The organism is Mycobacterium sp. UM_CSW (genome assembly GCF_000455205.1).
Lineage (GTDB): Bacteria > Actinomycetota > Actinomycetes > Mycobacteriales > Mycobacteriaceae > Mycobacterium.
In genome coordinates this window covers 41,917-65,066 of the sequence record NZ_AUWQ01000038.1, presented here as the reverse complement: position 1 = coordinate 65,066, position 23,150 = coordinate 41,917, and the positions used below count along the sequence as shown (strand labels likewise).

Annotated in this window: 21 protein-coding genes, 1 tRNA gene and 1 pseudogene; 10 read left to right on the top strand and 13 right to left on the bottom strand. The window is 63.1% G+C overall.

Going from position 1 to position 23,150, the window contains the following annotated elements; genetic code table 11:
- Positions 1-97 precede the first annotated feature (97 nt).
- Positions 98-1,399, bottom strand: coding sequence for a TetR/AcrR family transcriptional regulator (locus N415_RS15270; RefSeq protein WP_068183245.1), 1,302 nt, complete (start codon positions 1,397-1,399; stop codon positions 98-100).
- Complete coding sequence (locus tag N415_RS15265) at positions 1,399-1,710, bottom strand: acyl-CoA synthetase (RefSeq protein ID WP_068183244.1); 312 nt, start codon at positions 1,708-1,710, stop codon at positions 1,399-1,401. The genes N415_RS15270 and N415_RS15265 overlap by 1 nt, the downstream gene beginning before the upstream one ends.
- Positions 1,711-1,805: 95 nt before the next feature.
- Here N415_RS15265 and N415_RS15260 point away from each other — a divergent pair, with 95 nt between their 5' ends.
- The 4 genes from N415_RS15260 (at position 1,806) to N415_RS15245 (ending at position 6,836) form a co-directional block, all read left to right on the top strand.
- Positions 1,806-2,975 (top strand): amidohydrolase family protein, encoded by a 1,170-nt coding sequence (locus tag N415_RS15260; RefSeq protein WP_068183240.1) that lies wholly within the window; start codon positions 1,806-1,808, stop codon positions 2,973-2,975.
- Between the two features lie 170 nt (positions 2,976-3,145).
- Entirely contained in the window at positions 3,146-4,642 is a 1,497-nt protein-coding gene (locus tag N415_RS15255) for an aldehyde dehydrogenase family protein (RefSeq protein ID WP_068183237.1), read from the top strand.
- A 41-nt stretch (positions 4,643-4,683) separates the two neighbouring features.
- Positions 4,684-5,895: a CoA transferase gene (locus tag N415_RS15250; protein WP_068183392.1), complete on the top strand. Its 1,212-nt coding sequence runs from the start codon at positions 4,684-4,686 to the stop codon at positions 5,893-5,895.
- A gap of 2 nt (positions 5,896-5,897) precedes the next feature.
- Positions 5,898-6,836, top strand: coding sequence for a glyoxalase/bleomycin resistance/dioxygenase family protein (locus tag N415_RS15245; protein ID WP_068183232.1), 939 nt, complete (start codon positions 5,898-5,900; stop codon positions 6,834-6,836).
- A gap of 201 nt (positions 6,837-7,037) precedes the next feature.
- Here N415_RS15245 and N415_RS15240 read toward each other — a convergent pair whose 3' ends face one another.
- From N415_RS15240 to N415_RS15225, 4 genes are all read right to left on the bottom strand, one after another.
- Positions 7,038-8,630, bottom strand: a complete 1,593-nt coding sequence (locus N415_RS15240; RefSeq protein ID WP_081665273.1) for a FadD3 family acyl-CoA ligase — start codon at positions 8,628-8,630, stop codon at positions 7,038-7,040.
- Between the two features lie 106 nt (positions 8,631-8,736).
- Entirely contained in the window at positions 8,737-9,156 is a 420-nt protein-coding gene (locus tag N415_RS15235; protein ID WP_068183228.1) for an OB-fold domain-containing protein, read from the bottom strand.
- Position 9,157: 1 nt separating this feature from the next.
- A complete protein-coding gene (locus N415_RS15230) occupies positions 9,158-10,348 on the bottom strand; it encodes a thiolase family protein (protein WP_068183225.1) in 1,191 nt (396 codons plus the stop codon).
- Between the two features lie 115 nt (positions 10,349-10,463).
- Positions 10,464-11,204 carry a GntR family transcriptional regulator gene (locus N415_RS15225; RefSeq protein ID WP_068183221.1) on the bottom strand — a complete coding sequence of 247 codons (741 nt, stop codon included), beginning with the start codon at positions 11,202-11,204 and terminating at the stop codon, positions 10,464-10,466.
- Between the two features lie 231 nt (positions 11,205-11,435).
- On the opposite strand from N415_RS15225, the gene N415_RS15220 reads away from it, so the two are divergent.
- From N415_RS15220 to N415_RS31515, 4 genes are all read left to right on the top strand, one after another.
- The gene (locus N415_RS15220; protein WP_068183217.1) at positions 11,436-11,738 is read left to right on the top strand and encodes a hypothetical protein; all 303 of its coding nucleotides are present in this window, start codon (positions 11,436-11,438) and stop codon (positions 11,736-11,738) included.
- A gap of 62 nt (positions 11,739-11,800) precedes the next feature.
- Positions 11,801-12,157, top strand: coding sequence for a hypothetical protein (locus N415_RS33380; protein WP_068183214.1), 357 nt, complete (start codon positions 11,801-11,803; stop codon positions 12,155-12,157).
- A 5-nt stretch (positions 12,158-12,162) separates the two neighbouring features.
- Positions 12,163-12,954 (top strand): crotonase/enoyl-CoA hydratase family protein, encoded by a 792-nt coding sequence (locus N415_RS15210; RefSeq protein ID WP_068183386.1) that lies wholly within the window; start codon positions 12,163-12,165, stop codon positions 12,952-12,954.
- 110 nt (positions 12,955-13,064) lie between these two features.
- A tRNA-Ser gene (locus N415_RS31515) sits at positions 13,065-13,163 on the top strand.
- A gap of 124 nt (positions 13,164-13,287) precedes the next feature.
- Here the strand turns inward: N415_RS31515 and N415_RS15205 are convergent.
- From N415_RS15205 to N415_RS15195, 3 genes and pseudogenes are all read right to left on the bottom strand, one after another.
- Complete coding sequence (locus N415_RS15205) at positions 13,288-14,319, bottom strand: YncE family protein (protein ID WP_152531404.1); 1,032 nt, start codon at positions 14,317-14,319, stop codon at positions 13,288-13,290.
- Positions 14,320-14,465: 146 nt separating this feature from the next.
- A pseudogene (locus N415_RS32720) lies at positions 14,466-15,989 on the bottom strand (NHL repeat-containing protein); the annotation flags it as partial.
- A 121-nt stretch (positions 15,990-16,110) separates the two neighbouring features.
- Positions 16,111-17,190 carry a hypothetical protein gene (locus N415_RS15195; RefSeq protein WP_239645562.1) on the bottom strand — a complete coding sequence of 360 codons (1,080 nt, stop codon included), beginning with the start codon at positions 17,188-17,190 and terminating at the stop codon, positions 16,111-16,113.
- A 558-nt stretch (positions 17,191-17,748) separates the two neighbouring features.
- On the opposite strand from N415_RS15195, the gene N415_RS31505 reads away from it, so the two are divergent.
- Together N415_RS31505 and N415_RS31500 are read left to right on the top strand one after the other, a co-directional pair.
- Positions 17,749-18,939, top strand: a complete 1,191-nt coding sequence (locus tag N415_RS31505) for a hypothetical protein (protein ID WP_152531403.1) — start codon at positions 17,749-17,751, stop codon at positions 18,937-18,939.
- A gap of 148 nt (positions 18,940-19,087) precedes the next feature.
- Positions 19,088-20,131 carry a hypothetical protein gene (locus N415_RS31500; protein ID WP_152531402.1) on the top strand — a complete coding sequence of 348 codons (1,044 nt, stop codon included), beginning with the start codon at positions 19,088-19,090 and terminating at the stop codon, positions 20,129-20,131.
- Positions 20,132-20,407: 276 nt separating this feature from the next.
- Here N415_RS31500 and N415_RS15180 read toward each other — a convergent pair whose 3' ends face one another.
- The 4 genes from N415_RS15180 to N415_RS31485 all read right to left on the bottom strand — a co-directional run bounded on the left by N415_RS15180 (position 20,408) and on the right by N415_RS31485 (position 23,081).
- Complete coding sequence (locus N415_RS15180) at positions 20,408-21,157, bottom strand: hypothetical protein (RefSeq protein ID WP_152531401.1); 750 nt, start codon at positions 21,155-21,157, stop codon at positions 20,408-20,410.
- Between the two features lie 56 nt (positions 21,158-21,213).
- Positions 21,214-22,188 (bottom strand): hypothetical protein, encoded by a 975-nt coding sequence (locus N415_RS31495; protein WP_152531400.1) that lies wholly within the window; start codon positions 22,186-22,188, stop codon positions 21,214-21,216.
- 75 nt (positions 22,189-22,263) lie between these two features.
- Entirely contained in the window at positions 22,264-22,782 is a 519-nt protein-coding gene (locus tag N415_RS31490) for a hypothetical protein (RefSeq protein ID WP_152531399.1), read from the bottom strand.
- Positions 22,783-22,841: 59 nt separating this feature from the next.
- A complete protein-coding gene (locus N415_RS31485) occupies positions 22,842-23,081 on the bottom strand; it encodes a hypothetical protein (RefSeq protein ID WP_152531398.1) in 240 nt (79 codons plus the stop codon).
- Between the last annotated feature and the right edge of the window lie 69 nt (positions 23,082-23,150).

Below are 23,150 nucleotides of genomic sequence, written 5' to 3'. Positions count from 1 at the left end.
GGTCGATGTCACCGTTGCCGAGAGCATCAACAACGGTTTCGCCGAGATCTACCGGCGCTGGGGCGAATTGAATGCGCTAGTGTTCGGATTAACTCGGCTATCTCAACAGCGACCGGCGCAAGATCGTCATCATCAACGTGGCCGCGTCGTCATCCGTCGCGGGCCGCCGCTTGGCGATGATTAGTTCGGACATTCGGCCGAGAACGGCCAAGAAAATTGCCGTGGCAACGGTGAGGTCCATGCCCGCCGGCAGTTGCGTGCGGCTAAGCAGTTCGGTGGCTGCCATCCGGAATGGGCCGACGCCCTGGTTGATGGCATTGGCCAGCCGGGTGCCCAGCGTGCCGTCGTACCACGCCCGGATGACGCCGGCGTACGAGCGGTGGAACCGCACATATTCGCCCAACCAGGTGCGTAGTTCGTCGATCTCTACGTCCCTTTGAGCAAGCAAGAGAAGCGCATCGGCGAGGCGCCGCGCGTCTACCGTCGCATGGTCGGTGAGTTCGGCGAGAATCTCTACTTTGGTGCGGAAATGGCGATACACCGTCGCACGACTGACGTTCGCCGCAGCGGCGATGTCTTCCATTGCCACACAGTAATACCCATGCTCCGTGAAGAGCGTCGCACCGGCCGCCCGGATGTCCTGCCGAATCGGGGATACGCCGAGCGGAATTTGCTCATCGCCTGCAAGGTCGGCCACCGCAAGCAAGGGTATGTCGGCGAACCGGGCGGCATGGGGTGACGCCACCGTCCGTAAGACGGCCAGCGGTGTCTCCGGGAAGAGCATCAGCTGCATAGCAATGGCCAGCGACGCCGAGGTTTCCTGCTCGGACCCCAACCCGAACATTCCTCGATAGCGGTACAGGTTGACCATGTGGCAGAGCCGCAGGAGTGCCGCGGTCGCGTCAGCGAGGTTAATGCCACGTACGCCGGATCGGCGGAGCCGGTCGGCAATCAGCGCCGCGTATTTCTCGGAGACGGCACCGGCGTCGGTTTGCGGAAGCCCTTGAATCGTGCCGATACCCGGGAATTCCAGAAACACCATCGCGTGGCGGTCGTACAGCCGCGCCCAGTCCCGCAACCATTGATGCAGGTTGCCGATTCCCCCGACGTCCGGTCCGAGGCGCCCCAGGGCGCGTCCGTGTTCGAGCACGGCCGGCTCGCATCGCTGGGCGAGCTCGACAAAGATCGCTTCTTTACTCTCGAAATACTGGTAGACGGTGGCGCGCGAGCCACCCATCGCAGCGGCGATCGCATCCACCGAAGTGCCGTGAAAACCGTTGGCAGCAAATAGTTTCGCGGCGCAGTCGACCACTCGATCGCGGGTGTACCGGCCGCGGCGACCCAGGCTGTTGTTCGATGGCGCGTAACCGGGGCGCCGCAGTCTCTCGGATTGGGCCATCAGTCGCTATGCGAGGATCGGGACAGGTTGTGTTTGGCCTTGCCCGGATAACCGAAGAACTTCTCAAAGTTCGCGTCGTTGATCGGCTGGGCGGCGTTGCGCTTCGCGGCCGCGCGCAGCGCATCGAGCCTGGCGCGCGCCTTCTCGAGCTCGTGCGGCTGGTCCGCTCCTTCGAATGTGGCAACCGATGCGGCTGCGGCGGCGATCTCGAGGCGCAGGCGTTCGCCGGCCTCGCCGAAGGTCAGTAGGTCGTGGTCGTCCTCGTCGACCCTTTCGCGGCCGGGGCCCACCAGATGCTCGCTTCCGGACATGATTCCTCTAAACATATAGACAACTGGGTTCTCGGCAGATATCGTCGCAAGACGAAGCGTCAGAAAGCAAGACGTAACGTCAGAAGTGAGTTGCAATGCCGCTACAGGACCACCACCAGATCGTGTCGGTCGACGACCACCTCGTCGAGCACCCGCGCGTGTGGCAGGACCGCCTGCCGGAGAGGCTGCGCGAGCAGGGTCCGCGAATTGTTGAGCAGGCCGGCAAGCATCTGTGGAGTTACGACGGGCAGATCTATCCGACGATCGGGCTCAACGCGGTCGCCGGAAAGCCGCCACAGGAGTGGGGGCTGGACCCGGTTCGCTATGAGGACATGATTCCGGGTTGCTACGACCCGGTCGCGCGCATCGCCGACATGGATCTTGACGGCGTACAGTCCGCGCTGTGCTTTCCGTCGTTTCCCGGCTTCGCCGGCAGCACCTTCTTCCGAGCTGAGGACAAGGAACTGGCCTTGCTGTGCGTCAAGGCGTGGAACGACTACTACATCGACGAGTGGTGCGCGACGGCACCCGACCGCTATGTGCCGCTGGCCATCCTGCCGGTGTGGGACATCGACGCGGCCATCGCCGAGGCCGAGCGCGCCGCGGCCAAGGGTGCGCGAACGATTTCCTTCCCGGACAGCCCGGTCCCGATGGGATTGCCGTCATTTCACTCCGACCACTGGGACGGCCTGTGGCGGGTGTGTTCCGACGCCCACATGCCGATATCGCTGCACTTCGGCGCAGGTTCGTATGTGCCAGGCTTTTCGTTCTCGTCGATGAAGCCGATTCCGGGGCAGCTGCAGGCTCCCGATGCACCCTTCGCGGTGGCAACCACGTTGTTCTCCACGAACCTGATGTGGACCACCGTCGACCTGCTCTTCTCCGGCAAACTACAGCAATTCCCCGATCTTCAGATCTCGCTGGCCGAGGGCGGAATCGGCTGGGTGCCATACATTTTGGAGCGCTCGGACTACGTGTGGGAGCGTCACCGCTACTACCAGAACATCGACTTCGACACCCGCCCGTCCGAATTGTTCCGGCAGCATTTCTGGGGTTGCTTCATCGACGACGAGCACGGGCTCGCCAACCGGCACACGATCGGCGTCGACCGCATCACGCTCGAGATCGACTTTCCCCACTCGGACTCCAACTGGCCCAACTCGCGCAAGCGCGCCGCCGAGGTACTGGCGGATGTTCCCGACGACGAGTGCTCACTTATCGTTGAGGAGAACGCTCGCCGGATGCTGAGTTTTCCACGCATGTAGGCCACGGGCCGCCCCGGTAATGAACGCAACCTTCCCTCAAGACGATTGCTCACGGGACCTCGCTGCGCTCAAGTGGCCGGTGTCGGCCACGGGTAAACCGCTTAATCAGCTAAACAGTTATCTAGTACGCTAGACGCCGCACCCATTTCGCAAGCGAGAGGGATCAGCCAATGACGGCATCACCGGTCGCCCCATCCACGGTGCAATTCAACCCGGAGACGCGCCTGTACATCGACGGCCGGCTGCGGGAGTCGTCAACTGGCCAGACCGTCGACAACATCAATCCGGCCACCGAGGAAGTGCTCGGGGTGGCCACCGATGCGGGTGCCCAGGACATGGAGGAGGCCATCGCCGCCGCGCGCCGCGCGTTCGACACCACGGGCTGGTCGACCAATCACGAGTTTCGTCAGCGCTGTCTGCGACAACTGCACGCCGCGTTGCAGGAGGAGAAGGAAGACATCCGCGCCGAACTCGTCGCCGAGGTCGGGGCGCCACTGATGTTGACATACATCCCACAACTGGACTGGCCGCTGGCCGATGCGGTGCGCTGGCCCGCAGAGTTCATCACCCAGTTCCCGTGGGAGCGGATGCTCGACCCGGACGCCAAATTGGGCCAGCCGTACAACCGCGTCGTCGTGAAGGAACCGATGGGTGTGGTCGGCGCGATCACGCCGTGGAACTTCCCGTTCGAGATCATCAGCAACAAGGTGGGCCAGATCCTGGCCACCGGAAACACCATGGTTCTCAAGCCCGCCATGGAGACGCCGTGGAGTGCGCTGAGGTGGGGTCGGATCATCGCCGAAAAGACCGACATCCCCGCCGGCGTGGTCAACATCGTTCCCGCGTCCGACAACAACATCGCCCAGACACTGGTCACCGATCCGCGCGTCGACATGATCTCCTTCACCGGGTCGACGGCGGTCGGACAGCTGATCCAGCGGCTGTCGGCCGACACGATGAAACGCAATATGTTGGAGCTGGGCGGCAAGTCTGCCTACATCGTGCTCGACGACGCCGACATGTCGGTTGCTCTCCCGGGCTGCATGGGCATGCTGATGCACGCGGGCCAGGGCTGCGCGCTGCCCACCCGCATGCTGGTGCCACGCCAGTACTACGACCAGGCCGTCGATGTGGCCACCGCAACGTTCGCCGCAATGGGAGTGGGCGACCCGGCCGACCCGGCGAACATCTGCGGGCCGCTGGTGTCGGCCAAGCAACGCGACCGGGTGATGGGGTACATCGAAACGGGCAAGAAGGAGGGCGCGCGGCTCACCGTCGGCGGTGGCGCACCCGAGGGCTGCGAGCGCGGATATTTCGTCGCCCCAACCATTTTCGCCGATGTCACGCCCGAAATGCGGATCTTCCAGGAAGAGATCTTCGGCCCGGTGCTCACGATCACCCCCTACGATGGCGGCGACGACGGCGCAGTCGAGCTGGCCAACAACTCCAGGTATGGGTTGGCCGGCGCGGTGATGGGTTCCAACCAGCGGGCTTTGGCCGTCGCCCGCCGCATCCGAACGGGCTCGCTGATGGTCAACACCGGCGTGTACTACGGCGCCGATTCACCGTTTGGCGGGTACAAGATGAGTGGCATCGGCCGGCAAAACGGGCTCGAAGGGTTCGAGCAGCACCTGCAGACGAAAGTCATCGCCTATCCCATTGACTGAGTACCGCGCCGCGGTGCCCCGATTTGCGCACGAAGGACAACATGACCGACATCCTTGGCGGTATCCGCGTGGTCGAACTCGCTTCCTGGACGTTTGTCCCGGCGGCCGGGGCGGTCTTAGCGGATTGGGGCGCCGACGTCATCAAGATCGAGCATCCCGAGACGGGGGACCCGCAGCGCGGTCTGATCAGCTCGGGCTTGGTTCCGGGCGCGGGCGGGGTGAACCATTTCATCGAGCTGCCCAACCGGGGCAAGCGCAGCATCGGCCTCGACACTTCCACCCCGGAGGGGCTGGAGCTGCTGATGAAGCTCGTCGAAACCGCCGATGTGTTCGTTACCAACCTGCTGCCCGACTCTCGGCGGCGAATGGGTGTCGACGTCGAGCAGGTACGCGCCCGCAATCCGAAAATCATCTACGCCCGTGGCCACGGCTACGGAGCCAAAGGTGACTTGGCCGATCATGGCGGCTTCGACGCCGCGGCGTACTGGGCGCGTGGCGGAATCGCCAATGCGTACGCCCCCACCGATGGCGCCTACCCGCCGTTCCAACGCGCCGCGTTCGGTGACGTATATGGCGGGCTCGCGATCGCGGCGGGAATCGCGGGGGCACTGGTCAAACGGGAACGAACCGGTGAGCCGTCCGTCGTCGATGTTTCGCTGCTGAATGCGGCGATCTGGCAACTCGGCCCGGACATCACGGCTGCGGGCATCACTGGCGCCGACGTGCCCATGTTCTCGATGGACGAGTTTCCCAATCCCGTTGCCAGACCATACAAGACACGCGACGGGCGCTTCATCCAATTCGTGTTGCTGCAGGCGGATCGGTTCTGGGGTGACTTCTGCGAGCGCATCAACCGGCCCGACATGATCGACGACGAGCGGTACGCCAACGCGGCAGTCCGGTTCCAGAACCGGACTGACTGTATCGTGGAGCTGTGCAAGATATTTGAGTCCGCGGACCTTGCGCACTGGGAGAAAGCGTTCGCGGGGTTCGAGGGCGTCTGGGACGTGGTGCGCACCGCCCACGAGTTGCACGCCGACCCGCAGGCGCTGGCCAATGGCTACCTGCCGCGTGCCTGCGACGCCAACGGCAACGAGTTCGCGCTTGCGGGAAGCCCGGTGCAGTTCGACGAGTCGCCGCTGGAGCTTACCCGTGCGCCCGGGCACGGCGAGCATACCGATGAGTTGCTGGCCGAAATCGGTTACAGCGAAGAGGAATTGATCGAATTCAAGGTGAAAGGTGCGGTGCTGTAGCGATGTCCGCGAGCGAGCATCTGGCGCGGCGGTTTTTGCATGTGAATCTCAACTGTAGGTCGCTGGACGCGGCCGAAGGGCTGTATGCGAAGCAGCTGGGACTGTCAGCGCGAATGCGCACGGACCCCGACGCGGCCTCGGATGGCGCCGTCCTCGGATTTGAGGGCGAAGTCTACGGTGCCACAACGTTTTTGTATGACGCGCGCGGCGGACGCAACGCGTGTTCACTGGAATCGATCGAGTGGCGAACCCCGGCGATGAAGGCTGATGACAACACGGACCCCGTCCGCCCGGGCATCCGGTCCGCGTTCTTCACCGTCAATGGTCTCGGCGAAACCGTGACGCGCCTTCGAGACATCGGTTTGACAGTGGGTGTACCGGTTGCGGGCCTGATGTCGGGGGCCAAGTCGGTGTTGGCGATCGATGGCGACGGCGTCGTCATCGAGTTGACCGAGGTGCCCAGCGAACTGCCCGGCGCATTGTTCGCCGGCATCCGGATCGCGGCCGTGAACGCCTCGGCCACCGTGGAATTCCTGACGGCGATCGGTTTCATGGTGCTGCAGGAGCCAACGGTCACCCAGATCAGCGGAGACCAGCTGGCGCCCGGGGGTGGCGGGGATGAAGCGGAGTGCGTTGTGGCGCGGCTGGCATTGCCCGAGGATCAAAACAAGTTCACCGTGGTGGTGGTACAGCACCCGGACACCGGCAAGTATCCGTTGCCGGAGGGGGGCAGCAGTCAGGGCTTGTACCGCTGCGCCACCCGCGTTGAGAATATGGACAAGGCGCTCTCCCAGGTACCGGATTCGATTGGGCGGCGCGGTCCGATCTGGTGCCCGCTGCCCGGAACTCCGATCGAGGGCCTCAACGTCGCGTTTCTGACTTCACCCGACGGCGTCGTCTTCGAATTCGTGGAGCGGCCGCTGAGCTTCTTCACCCGTTAACCCGCCGCCTCCAAGGCGTATGCATGGTGAACGCGCGGCTTGGAAGCCGCCGACGTCATTCGGCAAAGTCAGCGCGGCGGCCAGGCGGCGCCACTGCTCGCGCGTGGGAAGCTCTTTCAGCGTGATTATCCGGCCCTCAAGGGTCTCAGGTGATCGTCGCCAAAATGGCTGCACTGCTGGGCAGATTCGTAGGATCCAGTCCTAAGGAGACAGCTTCTCTTCGTATCTGGTGGCCCACTGTTCCCGCAGGGGCAGCTTGAGGATTTTCATGCTGGAGTTGCGGGGAAGCTCGCCGACGAAGACCACGTGCCGGGGCACCTTGAAGTTCGCCAACCGTTCCCGCGCCCAGGTGATCAGCACGTGCTCGGTGAGGTTCTTGGCGACGACGAACGCCGCCCCGACTTCGCCCATTCGCTCGTCGGGCACGCCGATCACCGCCACGTCGATGATGTCCTCATGTTGCCTGAGCACATGTTCTATCTCGGCGGGGTACGCGTTGAAACCGCCGACGATGTACATGTCTTTCTTGCGGTCCACGATCTTGAGGAAGCCCCGCTCGTTCATCGTTCCGATGTCGCCGGTGTGCAGCCACCCGTCGGAGTCGATCGCGGCGGCCGTCGCCTCCGGGTCCTCCCAGTAGCCGAGCATGACGTTGTAGCCGCGCACCAGAACCTCACCCGGCTCGCCGAGGCCCACCTCGGCGCTGGTCTCGTCGACCAGTTTGACCTCGATGTCATGTGCCGGACGTCCGACGGAGTTCGCGATGTCGTCGAGGCTGTCGCTCGGTTGAGACGTGCTGACGAACGAGGTCGCTTCGGTAAGGCCATACGCGGACAGCACCACTTCGCAGCCGAGTTCGTCGCGCAGTTGTGTGTATAGCGAGGTCGGGACGTTCGCGGCCGACGGCACCGTGACCCGCAGTCGGGATAGGTCGAACTCGCGGCGGCGGGGATGCCTGAGGATATCGGCGAACAGGGTCGGCGGACCGAGCAGGATCGAGACTCGTTCGTCGGCGAGGCGCCGAAGGACAATGTCGACGTCGAAAACGGACTGGGGCAGGGCGCATACGCCCTGCATCAGGCAGGCCATCCATCCGCACTTGTAACCAAAGGTGTGGAAGAACGGCGGAACGATCAGGTAGCGGTCGCCGGGGCGAAAGGTCTGTGCGTCGGTGAGGTAGCCATAGGCCCGCAACGACTGCCCGTGGGTCAGCATCACGCCCTTCGGCGCTCCCGTCGTACCCGAGGTGAACATGATGTCGGACAGGTCGCCGGAATCGACCGCATCGATCCGCGAGCACGCGGTGGCTTCCTCGACGCCGGCGCCCGCAGCAAGGTAGTCGGACCAGGACGTGGCATCGTCGGCCGAGCCGGGTCCGATCAGGATAGCCGAGACGCCGACCGCCTCGTCTCGCAGCATCGAAACATAGTCGTTGCCAAGGAATCCCCGGACCGTCAGCACCGCCTTCGCGCCGCTCTTGCGCACGATATAGGCCGCCTCGGGGCCTTTGAACCTGGTGTTGAGCGGTACCACGATGCCACCGGCGCCGTGCACGCCGAGCGCGGCCACCACCCAGTCGGCGCTGTTGGGCGCCCACACCGCTACCCGATCACCGGGCTCGATGCCGAAGGCCATGGCCGCGCGTACCGAATCGATCATGTGCTCGGCGACGTCGGTGAAAGTCCACCGCACGCCGGCGTCCAGGTCGACGATCGCCTCGGCGGCGCCGAACCGTTCCGCACTCGCGAGCACCATCCGCGGGATGCTGACAAACTCGAGATCGTGGCGCTTCACGTGGACGAGTATGCCTGTCGGTACGTCCTGCGATGCTTTCGCCGTGAGCAGAGGCGTAAGCAATACCCCGATTCCTCTGCCTCAGCTCTGCTCAAGAACGGGCGGGTCACTCTGCCGACGGAGTGAACGCATATGTCAAAAACGTTTGTCCGTCCGCTCTCTCGAAAAGCGTTGTGGTCGAGACCATTTTCTGCCCGATCGACAGCGCATCGGTATCCGCGCCGACGATCAGCGCCTCGACCAGGACGTTTTCGGGCAGCTCGATGTAGCCGACGATATACGGGCGGAACTCCTCAGGCGTCCGCTTGCCCTTGTATGGCAACGGTGGCGGAAACTGTTGGGTCGTGAATGTGAAAAGGTTTCCCTCGGTTGACAATTCGAACGGCTCGATGTCGTCGGTGCCGTCGAACAGCTCCGGTCGCTCGGCGGGAAACTTCACGACACCCGAGCTTCGGCGCCGAGAGCCGAGCAGAATCGCCCGATCTCCCTCCACCCGGAACAGGCCCTCAGCAATCATCTGCGTCATATCAATTCACCTCGATGACGATCGCCGCGCCCATCCCGCCACCGGCACACATCGAGAGCACGCCGATGCCGCCGCCGCGGCGCCGCAACTCGTATATCGCCGAGGTGACCATCCGGGCGCCGGTGGCTGCGATCGGATGCCCCAGGCTGATTCCCGACCCATACACGTTGACGATCTCCTCGTCGAGGCCCAGCGCACGAGAGCACGCCACGGCCTGGGCGGCGAACGCCTCGTTGATCTCGAAGAGGGACACATCGGAGATCTTGCAGCCGGCCAGTTCCAGCGCCTTGGGAATTGCCTTGATCGGACCACCGCCGGTTTGGTTGGGCGGGACGCCGACCGACGCCCACGACAGCACGTTGGCCAACGGCTCGGCATGAGAGCCTGGCGCGGCGAGCGCGATTACGGCCGCGGCATCGTTGAGGCCAGAGGAGTTACCGGCCGTCACGGAGAACCCGTCGATTTCTGGGTGCAGCACCTTCAGGGCGGCGAGCGCCTCGATGGTGGTGCCTCTGCGTGGGTGCTCATCCTGCGCGAAAGGTGTTGTGCTGCCGTCGGGTTGCGGCACGACGATCGGCACGATCTCGTCGACGAACGACCCCGCGTCGATTGCCTTCACCGCGCGGTGGTGACTGCGCAGCGCCCACTCGTCCTGCTCTTGCCGCGAGATGACGTACTGCACCGCGCAGTTGTGCGCGACGGTGATCGACATGTCCATCGCGGGCGCATCTTCGGCGGGCGGATGTGAGAACGAAAACCAGGGATCGTCGTAGTCATCGGGATCCTTGCCGGTGGTGAACGGCTTGCGTTTGCGGCATATCGGAGCCGTGGAGAGCGACTCGGTCCCACCGGCCAATACAGCCTGGCTCATGCCGGCACCGATCTGGCCGGCCGCCATCGCGATTGCGGACAGGCTGGACGCACACTGACGGTTGACTGCCGTGCCGGGCAGGTCGGTGAGACCCAGATCCGCGGAGATGTAGCGAGCGATGTCGCCGCCGCCCTGCATGACCTCGCCAAGTATCAGGTCGTCGAAATCCTCGGCGGCGCGCCCGGACCGTTCGATTACGGCCGAGACCACGGGTTTTGCGAGCTCGGCCGCCGGCATGTTGGCAAGAGTGCCTTTTCGCGCGGTGCCGATTGCGGTGCGTGCGGCGGCCACGATCGCGGCGCGGGGTGTAGTTGAGGGCATGCGGTCTCCGAATCGTTGGTGACGCGTCGTAGTCTATACGGTTATACAGATAACTGAATTGCGGCCCGGCGCTCGGGGTCAGGTGGATCCACCGCGGCTGGGATGCGGCTGCGCGTCACTCGAGGAGATCGACCACCGTCGACTGCGTGGGGCCGGCCAGCAGGTACTCCTCGGCCTCATTGAGATGGCGACTCCACAATTCGGCGGCGCCGTCGGCATCGCCCGCCTTAATCATCTCCAGCACCATTCGATGGAGCTTTGCCGAGCGCCGCGTGGCCTCGTCTGCGCGCGCGCCGGTGGTGGGCTGCAGCGTTTGATTGCCCCGCTCGACGATGTGATGAATCATTCCGCTGATCATCCGGAGGGTGCAATTTCCCGACAGACGCGCGATCGCGGCGTGGAAATCGGTCAACTGGGTTATGGCCTCGGCGCCCGTCGGCAGCTGCGCCTCGCGCTCGACTACTTCGTACGTTTCCGCGATGACGGCGGCGTTTCGGACTGCGGCCAACTCCCTCGCCATTGACGTCTCGATCGTCGCCCGGGCGGCGTAGAGGTCCTTCAGGGTGACACCGTCGTGCGTCAGTATCAGGCTGGCGTAGCGGGCCAGCGTCTGGCGTCGTGGACGTTGCACTAGCGCGCCGCCGCGCACCCCCCGTTTGACGCTGATCAGCGACTCGGACTCGAGTACGCGAAACGCCTCCCGAAGTGTCGGCCGAGAAACGCCGAAGCGTTCCATGAGCTCCGACTCCGACGGAAGCATCGTCCCCGGCGCAATCTCCCCGCGGATCACCATGCGGCGCAATGCAGTGGCCACGCGATCGGCCATCTTGGGCTCTCGAAGGCTGTTGACCTCCATACCATTCGTCCCTTCAAGGGCGTGGGGCCGCGACCAGATGAGATACTACTCAAAAATTAGATAAACAGTTAGCTATAATCTGGTACCACAACCAATAGCCTGGATAGAACGGTAGGGAGCGGCTCTGCTGGATCTCGTCGGCCACACCCGTCGGATCGGGCCGAGTGGTCGACGGCCTCCATCGAGCGGCTGCTGAACGTAGTCAGGCGCCGAGTAACGCGAAGGAGCACGATGATCAAGAACGGAACCCGGCTAGAAAGCCAGGTCTGCGAAACGCAGGTCATCGTGATCCGGTCCGGCGACGGCCTTAGTAACTTGCGTGCCGGTGGAGTGCCGATGGTGCCGGTTGGCACCGGAAAGTCCGCCGATGTCGCCCCCGATCCCGCATTGTGTATGGGAAACGTGATGGGCAAGCGTTATGTCGACGAGGGCGGTGCCGAGGTGCTGGTCACCAAGGCCGGCAGCGGCACCCTGACGGTCGGAGACACACCGTTGTCGCTGAAGGAAGCCAAGCCGCTGCCGGCTAGCGACTGATGCCTTCTTTCCGGGCTGCAAAGCGAATGTTGACTTCACGGACGGTGGCCACGCTCCCCGCGATGAAGCCCACGGCGACTGGTCTCGAGAGGCTCGCCCCGCTGAACTTCAGCGGACAACCGGCGCGGATGCGCAGCGCTGAGGAACGCGACATGTCGCTGGCGCTGCGGTCCGGGCAGGGAAACCGGCTCGGCAAAGCGGTCGGCTGGTATCACAGCGATATGATTATCAGCCGCCACAACGACGCCACCCTGGCCGTCGAACCCGGTGAACAGCACCGCCGTGTAGCCCCGGTCGACCAGGTCCGCAATGGCAACCGCTGGCGCGTCGCCTGCGTTGACGCCAGACGGCGTAATTCCTTGCTTTCCGGTGTTCTGAGATCGAGTGTGCGCACGGACCCGTCGCCGGATACCCCATGACGTCGATGAACCTCGGCCAGGAAGCGCTGGTGGAACGCCGCAACAACGTTCAGCTCGTCACCATCAATCGACCGGAAGCGCGCAACGCCATCAACGGCGCGGTCTGCCAGATCGTTGGCGACGCTCTCGAAGAAGCTCACAATGACCCGAATGTGCGAGCCGTCGTCATCACAGGCGCTGGCGACCTGGCTTTCAGTGCCGGGGCAGATCTCAAAGCGTTGGCTCGAGGCGAAAAAATCCGCCATCCTGATCACGAGGAGTGGGGCCTGGCTGGCTACGTGCGGCACGTCATCGACAAGCCGACGATAGCTGCGGTCAACGGCGTCGCCTTCGGCGGGGGAGCAGAGATTGCGTTAGCCAGTGATTTGATCGTCGCCGCCGAGAGTGCGACGTTCGGAATGCCGGAGGTCAAGCGCGGGCTTATCCCCGCTGCGGGCGGGATATTCCGCCTTATGAGACAACTGCCGTCGAAGAAGGCCATGGAGTTGCTGTTGACCGGCGAGCCCATCAGCGCGGCCGAGGCGGCTCGATGGGGCTTGCTCAACAGCCTCGTCCCCAATGGCACGGCATTGGAAGCCGCACTACGACTGGCTCAACGCATCGCGGTGAACGCGCCTTTGGCGGTCCAGGCAAGCAAGAGAGTCGCGCTAGGGGTCGAGGACAGCGTCATCGTCGACGAAACCTCTCATTGGGACCGTACCCAACGTGAGAACGACATTGTGCGTCGAAGTGACGACGCAATGGAGGGCCCGCGGGCCTTCGCGGAGAAGCGTGCACCTGTGTGGCGCGCCCAATGATTGGGCGTATCAGGCCCGGCGCGGCTAGGCCGGCCGAAACGCGAACGTAGATTTCATCCGCTGCGCATCCGCCGCGCCCCTCGTATCGCGTGTTCTGAACCTCAAAGGTTGGTCCAGTTCGTCTGGCTTGACCAGCATGAACGTCTGGCTTCCGACATCGCTTCCGCTTCACACGCGGAAGGTCGCTGGTTCGATCCCAGCCGGGACCACCCTTCTGACCTGCACGAACACGGCTCGTGCACTCGATGATCCGTTGGATTCGTCCGGTTCTTTGGTACATCACGATCCTTGGCGTACAAGACAATCCGTCGCCCCGGCGAGCCCTTGCCCGCGCTATCGAGATTCGATCACCGACACCGTGTTGTCGCCGCCGTTGGTGACGTAAACGGTGTGGCTGCCCGGATCCACCGCCAGTCCGCCCGGGTGCTTGCCGACCGGCACGGTGGCGGTGGCGGTGCGCGTCGAGGCGTCGATCACCGACACCCTGCCGTTGTTGGCGACGTAGACGGTGTGGGTGCCCGGGTCCACTGCCATCCCGACCGGGTTTTTGCCGACGGAGACGGTGGCGACGACCGTGCGCGTCGGGGCGTCGATCACCGACACGGTCCCGTCGCCACCGTTGGCGACGTAGACGGTGTGGCTGCCCGGATCCACCGCCAGGTCGCCCGGGTTCCTGCCGACGGGCACGGTGGCGACGACCGTATGCGTCGAAGCGTCGATCACCGACACTGTGTTGTCCGTGGCGTTAGTGGCGTAAACGGTATGGGTGCCCGGATCCACCGCCACCTCGTGTAGTTGCTTGCCGACGGTCACGTCGGCGGTGACGGTGCGCGTCGGGGCGTCGATCACCGAGACCGTGCCGTCATAGTTGCCGACGTGGGCAGCGGCCGTTCGAAGTCGACCGACGTAGACGGTGTGGGAGTCCGGGTCCACCGCCACCCCCGCCGGGTTCTCTTCGGGGCCCGTGCCGAGGGGCACGGTGGCGGTCACCGTGCGCGTTGAGGCGTCGATCACCGACACTGTGACGCCGTAGTGGGTGACGTAGACGGTGTGGGTGCCCGGGTCCACCGCCACCCCCTCCGGGTCATAGAACGGCTTGCCGACGGGCACGGTGGCGGTGACGGTGCGCGTTGAGGCGTCGATCACCGACATCGTGTCGTCGCCGCGGTTGGTGACGTAGACGGTGTGGGTGCCCGGGTCCACCGCCACCCCCGACGCCGACTTGCCGACGGGCACCGTAGCGGTGACCCGGAAAGTCGGAGGCGTCTTACTGCATCCGGTGACGCCGATGTCGGCAGCGGCGAGCAGCACGAGCGCTGTCGCGGCGGTCGCGACGGAGAGCGCCGCGATTTTTGCGTTCTTCATGATTTGCTTTCCTTTCTGCCGAACATTGGGTCGCCGCGCGCGGCTGTTGTAGTCGGTCACGCCAAGGGTGCGGTGGGCGCCTTGCGCGTTTCTTGCTTGGTCCTTGTGCCGGTTCGCTGTTGCACTTCGACGCGTCAGCCCGTGGGCAGCTTCACCACCTCGGCGTTATCCCGGTCGGTGACGTAGACGGCGCCGGACGCGTCCACCGCCACCCCCCAAGGCTCGCCGAGGCCGACGAACGGCAGCACAGTTTGGGTGTTCGACCCGGCGGCGAGCTTCACGACGCGCTTGTTGGCGGAGTCGGCGACGTAGACGGCGCCCGCCGTGTCCACCGCCACGCCGTGCGGGCCGCCGACTCGGCTGAAGCCGGTGAACGGCAGGACAGTTGGCGTGTTCGACCCGGCCGCCAGCTTCATGACCTTGTCGAAGTCGAGGACGTAGACATCGCCGGCGGTGTCCACCGCAAGCCCCCCAGGGTCGCCAAGGCCGTTGAACGGCAGGACCGTTGGCGTGTTAGACCCGGCGGGCAACTTCAGCACCCGATTCTTGCGGTAGTCGGTGACGAAGACGTCGCCCGCGGTGTCGACCGCGACATCGCGCGGGCCCACACCGGAAAACGGCAGCACGGTCTGGGTATTGGAGTCTGGCGCCAACTTCAACACTCGATTGGTCGTGTTGTCGACGACGTAGGTGTTGCCGGCGGTGTCGACCGCCACGCTCTCGGGGAAGCCGAGGCTGGTGAACCGCAGGTCGGTTTGGGTGTTGGACCCGGCCGCCAGCTTGATTACCCGGTTGCGGTGGTCGCCCGAGGTGTTGTTGACGACGTAGACGTTGCCGGCGGTGTCCACCGCCACGGCCCAGGGATCGTCAATGCCGCTGAACGGCAGCACCGTCTGTCGGCACGCCGGCGGCGCCGTTGACTGCGCCGACGAGAGCTTCACGACTCTGTTGTTTTGGGCGTCGGCCACATACACATTTCCGGCGGTGTCGACCGCGACACTCTCGGGACCGGTGAGGCCGGTGAACGGCAGCGCCGTCTGCATGCACGATCCGGACGCCAACGTCACCGCGGCGTTGTTGAAATAGTCTGTGACAGAAACCCTTCCGGCGCTGTCCACCGCCACCCCGATGGGGCCTTGGAGCCCCTCGAATGGCAGTACGGCCTGGGTGGTCGCCCCGGCCGGCAGCGTCACCACACGCTTGCCGCCGAAGTCGGCGACGTAGACGGTGCCGGTGCCGTCCACCGCGACGCCGCGCGGGCGGCCGAGGTGGGTGAACGGCAGCACGGTCTGGGTGGTTGACCCGGCGGCCAACTCGACCACCCGGGCGTTGAGGTAGTCGGCGACGTAAACGGCGCCGGCCGAATCCACCGCCACGCCGTCCGGGCCGTTGAGGCCCGCGAACGGCAACACCGTCTGGGTGTCGGACCCGGCCGGCAGCTTCACCACCCGGTTGTTGTGGTCGTCAGCGACGTAGACGGCGCCGGCTTTGTCCACCGCCACGCTGTCGGGGTAGTTGAGCCCGGTGAACGGCAGCACCGTCGGGCTGTTCGACCCGGGGGCCAACTTCAGCACTCGTTTGTTGCCGCTGTCGGCGACATACACCGCGCCGCTGGCATCCACCGCGACGCCGGCGGGGTGGTTAAGACCGCCCAGCGGCAGCACGGTTTGTTGGGGCGCCGGCGCCGGCCGCGGCGACGAGTGGCACGCGGTGAGGCCGATGACGGCAACGGCGAGGGCGACGATCGTGGCGTTTCGGCGTTGCCGCCACGGCCGCTGGTGCGGTCGCATGCTACTTCTCGCCCGGGTAAGGCACCGCGCTGATGACCGCGCCGCCGTTGAGCGGCGGTCCCAGCAGAACGTTGGTGGTGCCGGCGGCGGGGTCGTACTCGAGCAGCGACTGGGCGGGTCCGCAACCGGCGACCGTGGCTTTGAGATCGAGGTTCCCGCCGTAGATGCCGATCACGTAGATGCTGTGACTGGGATCGACGTTGGGCACCGCCACCTTGGACACCGTGCCGTCGGGGTTGAGCTTGCCGAGGTGGATGGCGCCGCATCCGCCCGCGTACTGGACATAGGTGCCGGCCGGCAGTTGCCATGCGCTGATGTCGCCGGTGTCGTGCGACGCCGGGTCCGTTATCGGCGCGGTCAGCGCGGTCGGTGCCGAACCGTCGATGGGAACCAGCCAGAGCCGTGAATGCTGGTTTGCGCCACTGCAGTTGGCGAGGACGGTTTTCGCGCCGGCGTCCCACCATCGCACCGGTGAGCAGCTTCCTCCCGCAGACGACAGCTCCCTACCGACTGTTCCGTCGTTGCCCATCAGAGCAAGGCCGGATGCGGTACCCAGCACCAGCTGCGTGCCGTCCGGGGTTGACAGGTACTGACCGTCGAAGGCGCTCGCGAGCTTGTCGGTCGGATAGGTCAGCTGCGGATTGCCGGACAGGTCGACCCGCATCAGTTTCTTGTCCACTTTCAGCAGCAGGGCCTTGCCGTCGGGGCGTGTGAAGCGAGGGGCGACAGACGAGCCGTCAACGGTGAACGTGGTGCGGGTGCCGTTGTGCAGATCGAGCTCGGTGATCACCGTCGATTTTCCGGGGCCCGCGGAGGCCCAAACGGCATGGCTGCCGTCGCCCGACCAGTCGACCCCATTGGGTTCCGTGTTCGGCGGGAAGGTGGTGATCGTGTAGCGACCGCCCGCCGGGTCGACGAGGTACAGGGTGACGGGAACCGTGCCGGGCGCCGGCGAGCCCGGAGGCGGCGACACGCCGGGAGGCACGCTCACGGCCGGGCTCCAGGTGGCGAGCATCCAGCCCGGACCGACTTGCGACCAGGGCACCTCGCCGATCGATTTCTCGACACCGTGAGCCGCCATCTCCGCAGCCGGGGCCGGCGTGGATGTCGTGGGGCTGCCAGGCGCCTGGTGCGATGCGGTCGCAGCGTTCGACGAGCACCCTGCCGCCAGGACCGCGCCTAGCGCGACGAGGCTTGCGTACCGTCGCCATGTCCTCCCCGAGAGGGCTTCGTGGCCGCGGGTGGAGCGGCGCGAGCTGGTGATCATTTCGGTTCCTTTCCCGCGAGCGGTAAGTGGTTGGGAGCAGTCCCGTTCGCGGCTGCTCTGGAAATTGCGGCAACGATGTCGCTGACACCTTGCGCGATTCTTGCGTGGTTCTTGTGCGCGCCGCCGCCAGGTAGGGAACCTCAGCCCTAAGGCATCCGCGGCCGACAACTGCGCGTGAACGCCGCCCTCGACGATGTCGCGGGCAGTTTTGCCACATATGACAAGCTGATGAATCCGAGTCGGAGCGCGGCCGCCGTCCGGCCGACCCGTATCGCTCTCTCGCTGGCCTCCACTCGGTGACCGATGGTGGCTACGCGTGGTACGGGTGTGTCGTCACGTTGGAATGTCGGTGCAGACGCCTACGATGCGCCGGTGCGACGGGATCAACTCGCCATGGCCAAGCGCGGCATCAACTTGCTACTTGGGCACCTAAAAGGCACCAGCGACAGCCTTGATACGGCGATGGCGAGCGAAGATGTGCAAGCCCTCATCGTGGCTTCCGACCCGCTGGTCACCGTTGCGACCATCTTGGTTCGAATGCTCAGGGACGTCACAGACGAAACCGTCGAGAGCACATTGGCTTCACTACGTAAGTACACCGACTTAGATATCGTTCCTGTAGGCCAACTGGAACAAGTCGAGACACTGATAACTCGAATAATATCTGAAGGGTTTTCGGCTCTGCTTCCGGTCAGCGCCGCTCAGGTCGCATTGATTGCCCATGACATAGGGATTGGAGCCGCGACCGAAATCAGCAGAATAGACGGACGCCACGTAAATAAGGTTGTCGCTGATCTTCATGTTCAGCTGAAGAAACAGGGCGACGCAGTACAGATTACCGATCGCGCAGGTGCTAGGGCTGCGTCGGATAAATATGCTGGTGACTTGGAGATGCAGAAGGCGCGACAGCTTGCCGCTTATACAATGGTCGATTATTGGCATCGCGCCGCAGTCGCCTTACACAAGGCCAGCCAAAACGACGAACTGGCGGAGGGCTGCAGGGATTCCCTCGAAGCTTTGTCGCTTGTCGCTGTAACTGTCAATGCCCTCACAGGAGGCGTCTATCAGCTAGCCGGATACGGCAACACTTACCCAGCATGGACGCTTATCCGTCAGCTGGTCGAAACCGAATTCATTCTTTGGCGATTCATGAACGACATCGCTCAAATGCCAGTCTGGCTTCACTCGACGCCGGAGGAACGCCGACAAAATTGGAAACCGGGGAAAATATATCGGCATGACGACAACGACTATCGCCAGAAGGACTATTGGTATCACTGCGAACTCGGGGGACACCCGACGCCTGACGGCGCGCGGGTGATCGTTGGCGCGCCCGGAACACCGGTCTCCCTAGCATCGCTGTTTTCCGAAGATATCGCACATTCATGGGAAGGCTGGCGCCATCTGGCTGAGGCGGCGAAACTGGTCGACGGGCAGTGCGGTACAAACATCTGGAATGAACTTGTGGTCATCGACGCAGAATTCGGATCAACGATTTCTCAGTGGTGTTCGGTCGATATGTACAGGCGCACAACCGCTTTCTACTCCGACCCGCTCGATTAGCTCGACTGGCTACAAAGCTGCAGACCCGATGCCCCGGCAGAGTGCGCCAGGCACCACGGAGATCGCTTACGCGCTAGGGTAACAGGGGGGCCTGAAACCGTCACGGGTTTGCCACGAGTTGTCGGACTCGACTGACATCATCTGGTGTATGACCTTCACGTTTCGCAATCGGATCAAGATTAATGACGGCAAGAATTTCGAACTGGAAGCGCCTGAATTTCGTCTGAGCCCAGAAAGCTCGGATGAAACTATCATGCTCCGTCCTGGTGAACCGGACAAAAAGCTTAGCGAAGTTGACGAATTGATTATTTCTGGAGATGGCTATGATAGCCTCGAATCTGCGCTAGCCGCTGGTCGGAAGTGGCGGCAAGTCGCGTCGTCAGTGTTTGCCAGGATGTTGCTATCGGTCGATTTTGGAGATGACGACGAAAGTAGAGCAGTGCTAGAGGAGATCACGGTCACTGGGCCAGGTCTTGAAATGATTGGCGTCACGCCAGGAGATGTCATCTATGACGACCGTGACGGGTTGTCAGTTTATCGAACAGAGCCCGAACGCCGCTTTATCCATATTTCGATGGGTACGCCATCAGTTCACGTATCGCTGAGCAGGGAACAGACGCATGAGCGCGTTGAGCAGGCGTTGCAACGTCACGCCGGGATTTGGAACGATGAGTTGAAGCTGGCATATCAACTTGTACACAGTTCACTCGCCAATCAGAACCACGAAGCGCGATTCATCCTAGCGGTGACGGCAATCGAAGCCCTTATTCCGTATCGCCAGCGAGTGCCTGAAGTTGTCGCAGTTCTGGACCACCTCATTGCGCATATTAATGACATGCCAGGTAGTGAAGTCAATGGCGAGGTGCGCGATATCATTTTGAAACTGCTTGAATCTGATAAATTCGAATCGATTCGGCAATTTGGCTTGAGACTGAGTGACCGACTGACCCGTGATTACGGTGGCATGTCTCCCCGAAGGTATTTCGACTTTGTATACGGCACCCGAAGTGATCTCGCCCACGGCAACTTACGCGACGCGCCGAGACTGAGTCGGCATGCTCTCAATGAAGCGTATGTGGAGTTGCTGGCTTTTGCCCTTGACATCTTGGAAGCGTGGACACCAGATTACAGCGACTCCGACGCACCGGAGGGCGAAGCTGGTTCACTCGATGGCGACACCGAATCCGCTTAAATTTGTGACGGTGTGACGGAGGCCCACCGGCCACGGCACCGCCCGAAACGGGCATGATGCCGCTTGGCGCGGCGGTGAGTGCAGGCGCGCAGATGCGCCGCGGAGCAGTCAAGATGTACCGCGCAGCGTGCGTTGCCGCGTGGCAGGGCATAACTGAATACGTTGTAGCACAACATGATTCAGATCGGCGATGGGCATGGTCGCGCATGGATCGCACAGGAATCGCCTGAAACATGCGCTGACCGGCATGAACCGGCTGGGTACCTATCAGCCGTACTAGTTGGCTTTGCCGCGATTCTTGCCCACGCTTCCCTCATGGGGCAGAGCGCCGGTGACATCAGGTAGCACAGCTAATTCGGCCCTGCTGTGGGAGCGCAGATCAGTAAGCAACGCTTCGGCCAGGTCGTCCCATTCGGTTTGCACCCACGCCAGCGCCGAATCAATGACGCGGCGCAATCGCCCGATGTTGTCAGCATTGGCCGACTCGCCGAGGACCACCATTCCGTGAACGCTGTTGATCGTTGGCGTGCCGTCAAGGTCATCGATGATCACTAGCGGATTGCACTGCATCCAATTGCTCTCATCATGCGAAATATGTTTGTTCCGAAGGTATTTCAGATGTTTGAAGTCGGCTCGGACGGGCGTGCTTGCGCCGAATATCGTGTCTGGCTTGAGTTCGTCTCGCGCCGCGCTACTGGCGTCAAAACACTTGATGGTTGCGGCGACGGCAGCGATCCATAACGCCGCGCAAGCTGTCGCATTCTCAGCGCTGCTGTTGAGCCGTTGGAACTCATCGAGGAACTTCTTCGCGGTGGTCAGGTCGTGGCGGTGCAGCGTGAGGTGGGCAAACCAGGAGGCGTCTTGTCCGGTGATCCGCTTGACGACGGGTTGTCTCAGGTCTCCCCGGATGAAGATGTCGACAGTCGCCGTGTCGTGGTCGACCTTGACGCCGATTGCATCGCCGAGCTTGCCGTGGTTATAAAACGTGATCGGCGCATCCATCTTGCCGGGTTCGCTAGTTGGCACGGCTGAATTATCCGCCACGACACGCGAGCTTGGCCTTGGGCCAGCGTGATAAAACATCAGACGTGTTGTTCGACCGGGTAGAGCCAGGCCCACGTTTCGATGGTCTTTTGTAAATGCTCTGGGTACAGTCGTGGCCTGTCGGTGTCGTCGTCCCAGTTTTGGGCTTGCGCCTCAAACAGCGCCACCGCACACTCTGCCATCGACACCGCGACGTTGACGCCTTCAACGATCATGCGGGACAGATCAACCTCCCCGCTTGGTATGTAGTCCAGCGGCCACTTGAGCCCGTGAACGATCGCGGAACTTACGTTGTAGAAGCGCGTCGCGATGTCCTCAAAGCCATAGCCGTCATCCCCGTATCGCCCTCCGGACTCGTGCCGTGGCGGGTGGTTGTCGAGCCACCGTGCAGCCGCCTGCACAACGTCGGTACTGCCCAACACTCTGGTTTTCGGCGTCTCATGCTTGCCGCGTTCCAGCATCTTCACGCGCATTTCGAACAGCCGCACGTGCTCGTGGAACTTCTGTTGCTGGATCACGTCATGTTTGCCCGGACCGTTGAGCCACTTTCGGGTTGAACTATGAAAACCCCTCTGCGCGTTCAATTCCGAATCAGTGAATCGCACGCTGAGGCTGCGTCTCATTTCTCGATCTGTGCTCGACAACAGCCATATCGTTTTAGACGCCGATTCAGTTGCCATGCGGCTCAGCGTCAACAGAGAACCTGCGTGGCTATCGCCCGATTCTGGTCTGCCAGCGATTAATTCGGCGATAGCGGTGATACTGTCGATTGCGTTCATGATCGGGAATACCGCTGTGCCGCTTACCATATCGCCAGCGTAATCGGTCATGAAATCTGTGTCATCGCGGTCAAGGCTGCTACCGACATCGACTAGATGGCGTTTGACGCCAAGGCCCCACGGTCGCAACAGTGCGCCGCGTTTGGCCTTGGCTTGCGTGCGACTTCGGATTTCTAAAATTTGCGCCCACTGCATCATACGGTTGAATTCGTCCATCGGATCCGGTTGGCTCATCAGGCTGACTCGATCGACTCAGCCGACTCAGCCGCTTCGTCGGTCACGGCGGCGAGCATGGGGAGACTTCTGTTTTCATCGACGCGATATCGCAAACGAAACGACAGTAGTGATCAAGATTGTGATCACGGTAGCGATCACCGGCACCAGTTCTGACGCCGAGCCGTGTCCCGGATGAGAAGTGCTTGGGGTATTGCTGACCCACACGGTGGTGATGGCGCCGATTACGGCAGCAGTAACGGCTCCTATCCAAGCTAGAAACGATGTTCGACGCGCCACTACTTTTACCTCAGCGTCGGCTTTTCGTTCTGGCTCCGTGGTCGGCTCAGGTGGGTGCCCAGGTTCCTTGCGTCGTATCTCAGCTAACGCAATTGCAATCGAATGTTCTAGTGTGTCGTCGCCTGAAATACCAACGGGCCAATTCTTATGGATCTGGACGAGCGTCTCCAACCGTTCGTAGACCGACTTTCGTGCATTTCGCCAAGTCACCAAGCCCGTGATAAAAGCACCGAACACGACGCCAATCGGGCCTACAAATGAATTCCACCACGCGCTGTTGCAGGTGCTCGGCGCGTCGGCCAGCAGAGTCAGCATGGGCTTAATCTTGCCAGTCTCTGGCCGTTGCGCCCGTGTGGCCGCGCGGGCCGGTTGGGTCAAGGTTTCGGCCCTTCGATGATGGCGGTCGCCAGCGACGACAACGCTTCGCCGATCGCGGCAGCACGACCGAACACCACACCTTGGTAGCGCAGTAATGCGGTCCGGCTGCCGTGTCCAAGACGAGCCAGCGTTTCAGGCCGAATTCTTTCGCACTGCCGGAGGGACACGACCGTCAACCGCTTGGGACCGAGCAACACCCAAATATCGCGGCGTCCAACGGATTCAAGCCAAGTCACCGCCGCAACGGTCGTTGCTCGTGCATCGACGGCAAGGGCTGAGTGGCCCCACAGGGCGGAGTTCTCGGC

What these genes read in the sequence shown, in the direction of transcription:
- N415_RS15250 (WP_068183392.1), top strand. Translation starts at nt 4,684, where the DNA reads ATGACCGACATCCTTGGCGGTATCCGCGTGGTCGAACTCGCTTCCTGG.
- N415_RS15260 (WP_068183240.1), top strand. Translation starts at nt 1,806, where the DNA reads ATGCCGCTACAGGACCACCACCAGATCGTGTCGGTCGACGACCACCTC.
- N415_RS15235 (WP_068183228.1), bottom strand. Translation starts at nt 9,156, where the DNA reads ATGACGCAGATGATTGCTGAGGGCCTGTTCCGGGTGGAGGGAGATCGG.
- N415_RS15210 (WP_068183386.1), top strand. Translation starts at nt 12,163, where the DNA reads ATGAACCTCGGCCAGGAAGCGCTGGTGGAACGCCGCAACAACGTTCAG.
- N415_RS31500 (WP_152531402.1), top strand. Translation starts at nt 19,088, where the DNA reads ATGACCTTCACGTTTCGCAATCGGATCAAGATTAATGACGGCAAGAAT.
- N415_RS15230 (WP_068183225.1), bottom strand. Translation starts at nt 10,348, where the DNA reads ATGCCCTCAACTACACCCCGCGCCGCGATCGTGGCCGCCGCACGCACC.
- N415_RS15265 (WP_068183244.1), bottom strand. Translation starts at nt 1,710, where the DNA reads ATGTCCGGAAGCGAGCATCTGGTGGGCCCCGGCCGCGAAAGGGTCGAC.
- N415_RS15270 (WP_068183245.1), bottom strand. Translation starts at nt 1,399, where the DNA reads ATGGCCCAATCCGAGAGACTGCGGCGCCCCGGTTACGCGCCATCGAAC.
- N415_RS31495 (WP_152531400.1), bottom strand. Translation starts at nt 22,188, where the DNA reads ATGAGCCAACCGGATCCGATGGACGAATTCAACCGTATGATGCAGTGG.
- N415_RS33380 (WP_068183214.1), top strand. Translation starts at nt 11,801, where the DNA reads ATGAAGCCCACGGCGACTGGTCTCGAGAGGCTCGCCCCGCTGAACTTC.
- N415_RS15255 (WP_068183237.1), top strand. Translation starts at nt 3,146, where the DNA reads ATGACGGCATCACCGGTCGCCCCATCCACGGTGCAATTCAACCCGGAG.
- N415_RS15205 (WP_152531404.1), bottom strand. Translation starts at nt 14,319, where the DNA reads ATGAAGAACGCAAAAATCGCGGCGCTCTCCGTCGCGACCGCCGCGACA.
- N415_RS31490 (WP_152531399.1), bottom strand. Translation starts at nt 22,782, where the DNA reads ATGCTGACTCTGCTGGCCGACGCGCCGAGCACCTGCAACAGCGCGTGG.
- N415_RS15220 (WP_068183217.1), top strand. Translation starts at nt 11,436, where the DNA reads ATGATCAAGAACGGAACCCGGCTAGAAAGCCAGGTCTGCGAAACGCAG.
- N415_RS15225 (WP_068183221.1), bottom strand. Translation starts at nt 11,204, where the DNA reads ATGGAGGTCAACAGCCTTCGAGAGCCCAAGATGGCCGATCGCGTGGCC.
- N415_RS15195 (WP_239645562.1), bottom strand. Translation starts at nt 17,190, where the DNA reads ATGGCGGCTCACGGTGTCGAGAAATCGATCGGCGAGGTGCCCTGGTCG.
- N415_RS15245 (WP_068183232.1), top strand. Translation starts at nt 5,898, where the DNA reads ATGTCCGCGAGCGAGCATCTGGCGCGGCGGTTTTTGCATGTGAATCTC.